Genomic DNA, 2,128 nt, shown 5'->3' with positions numbered 1-2,128 from the left:
GTGATGGCGAGCCCGGCCGCGGTCACGTCGTCCACCTCGTCCGGGATCGGGATCACGTCCTCGGCCCGGGCCAGGGTCTTCTCGGCAAAGCCGCCATGATCGAGAAAGGCCAGCACTCGCTGGCCGGGCTCGACGCCGCCCATCACCGCGCCGGCACCCACCTTGTCGATCGTGCCGGCCACTTCCAGCCCCGGCACGAACGGCACGGGCGGGCGCTCCTGGTAGCGGCCCTCCAGCATCAGGAGGTCGGCGAAATTGACCCCGGCCGCGGCCACCTCGATCCGGACATGGCAGGCCCCTGGCTCCGGATCGCGCAGCTCCTTCAGGGCGAGGCCTTCCAGACCCCGCGTCTGCTCACAGACCAACGCGCGCATCGACGGTTTCCATACGATCCGGTGAAGCAACCACTGGTGGACAATCCTAGGCGCAGCTTGCGGCCGCGAAAAGGTCGCCGCCCGCCCGTTCCGGCATGGCTGGTTCCCGCCGAACCTTTTCCAGCCGGCTTGGACTGCCTAAATGGGCAGCATGTCCGAGCAACCACTTCGCGGCTGGTTCGCGATCGGGGCGGAAGCCATCTCCAAGGAGGTGAACTTCGGCAACCTGATGCGCACCGCCCACGCCTTCGGCGCCGCCTATCTTTTCCTGGTCGACCCGGCCACCACCCTGCGCCAGGCCGGGCGGACCGACACGTCGCGCGCCCATCTGAGCCTGCCGGTGTTCCGGCACCGCAGCCCGGAGGAGCTGGCCCTGCCGCACGGGGCGAAGCTGGTGGGGGTGGAGCTCACCGACGACGCGGTGCCGCTGCCCTCGTTCCGCCACCCCTCGGCGGCCGCCTATGTGTTCGGCCCGGAGCGCGCGTCGCTGAGCCCGGCTATGCTGGCGCGCTGCGACCATGTGGTGCGGATCCCCACGCGGTTTTGCGTCAACCTCGCGATTGCCGCGGCGATCGTCATGTATGACCGCCAGCTCACGCTCGGCCGGTTCGGCGAGCGCCCGGTGATGCCAGGCGGGCCGGTGCAAGCGCCCGCCCCGCATGTCCATGGTGGGGTGGTTCTGCGCCGGGCCCGCGCCGCCGGGGCGTCCGGTGGCTGAGCCCGGGTGGTGGCCGAGACCGGGCTGCGTCGGCAACGCCCTCTTCAGGTCCGTGCCCGGCAGCGCTATGCTGGACCCCCAAGCCCACCATCCAAGTTGTCGGAGCCGAGTTGCATGAAGGCGCTCGCCGCTGTCGTTTTGTCGCTCGCGACCTTCGTTCCCGCCCTGGCCCTGGCTGCGCCCAAGCTCGTGTCGAACCACCAGGACTGGAACCTCTACATGGTCGAGGGCGGTGAGAAGCTCTGCTACATCGCGTCCGAGCCGAAGAAGCAGGAGGGCAACTACAAGTCCCGCGGCAATCCCTTCATCATCGTCGCCCGCATCCCGGCCAATCCGCCGATCGACGAGGTGAGCGTGCGGGTGGGCTATACCTACAAGAAGGGCAGCGAGGTCGCGGTGCAGATCGACGGCACGGCGCTCAGCTTCTTCACTAGCGACGAGCAGGCCTGGGCCAAGAGCTCTGAGGACGACAAGAAGGCGATCAACGCGATGCGGCGTGGCCGTGAGGCGGTGGTGCGCGCCACCTCCACCCGCGGCACCAACTCGATCGACACCTATTCCCTCTCCGGCTTCACCGACGCCTACAACGCCTTGTCCGCCACCTGCGGCGGCACGGCGAGTCTGGCGACGCCGCCGGTGCACCGAGGCTGAGACAGAACGTGCCCGAACTGAGAAAGCCCCTGGCCGCCGACGGGCTGCCCAGCCTGATCGGGGCGGACCGCGCCGGCCTGGAGGCCGCCCTCGCCGAGATCGGCGAGCCGGAAGCCAAGCGGCCAATGCGCGCCCGCCAGTTGTTCCACTGGATCTACTGCCGGGGTGCCGCCTCGTTCGAGCAGATGACCACCCTGTCCAAGGAGACGCGCGCGCGGCTGGCCGAACGGTTCTCGGTGGCCAGGCCCGAGATTGTGGTCGAGCAGCAGTCGACCGACGGGACACGCAAGTGGCTGCTGCGCTTCTTCGACGGCCAGGAAGTCGAGTGCGTGTTCATCCCGCAGGACGACCGGGGTGCCTTGTGCGTCTCGACCCAGGTTGGCTG

3 protein-coding genes and 1 pseudogene are annotated in these 2,128 nt (G+C 69.1%); 3 read left to right on the top strand and 1 reads right to left on the bottom strand.

Going from position 1 to position 2,128, the window contains the following annotated elements; all coding sequences use genetic code 11:
- Positions 1-374 (bottom strand): alcohol dehydrogenase catalytic domain-containing protein (locus tag EQG76_RS23115; protein ID WP_159716685.1); only part of this gene is annotated, 374 nt, incomplete at its 3' end.
- Between the two features lie 142 nt (positions 375-516).
- Between EQG76_RS23115 and EQG76_RS23110 the strand changes: the two genes are divergently transcribed.
- The 3 genes and pseudogenes from EQG76_RS23110 to EQG76_RS23100 all read left to right on the top strand — a co-directional run.
- Complete coding sequence (locus EQG76_RS23110) at positions 517-1,092, top strand: RNA methyltransferase (protein WP_235031524.1); 576 nt, start codon at positions 517-519, stop codon at positions 1,090-1,092.
- Positions 1,093-1,206: 114 nt separating this feature from the next.
- Entirely contained in the window at positions 1,207-1,743 is a 537-nt protein-coding gene (locus tag EQG76_RS23105; RefSeq protein ID WP_159716683.1) for an invasion associated locus B family protein, read from the top strand.
- Positions 1,744-1,751: 8 nt separating this feature from the next.
- A pseudogene (locus EQG76_RS23100) lies at positions 1,752-2,128 on the top strand (23S rRNA (adenine(2503)-C(2))-methyltransferase RlmN); the annotation flags it as partial.

The organism is Geminicoccus flavidas (assembly GCF_009806515.1).
GTDB classification, from domain to species: Bacteria; Pseudomonadota; Alphaproteobacteria; order Geminicoccales; family Geminicoccaceae; genus Geminicoccus; species Geminicoccus flavidus.
The sequence above is the reverse complement of the archived record's forward strand: the minus strand, read 5'-3'. Positions and strand labels throughout refer to the sequence as shown.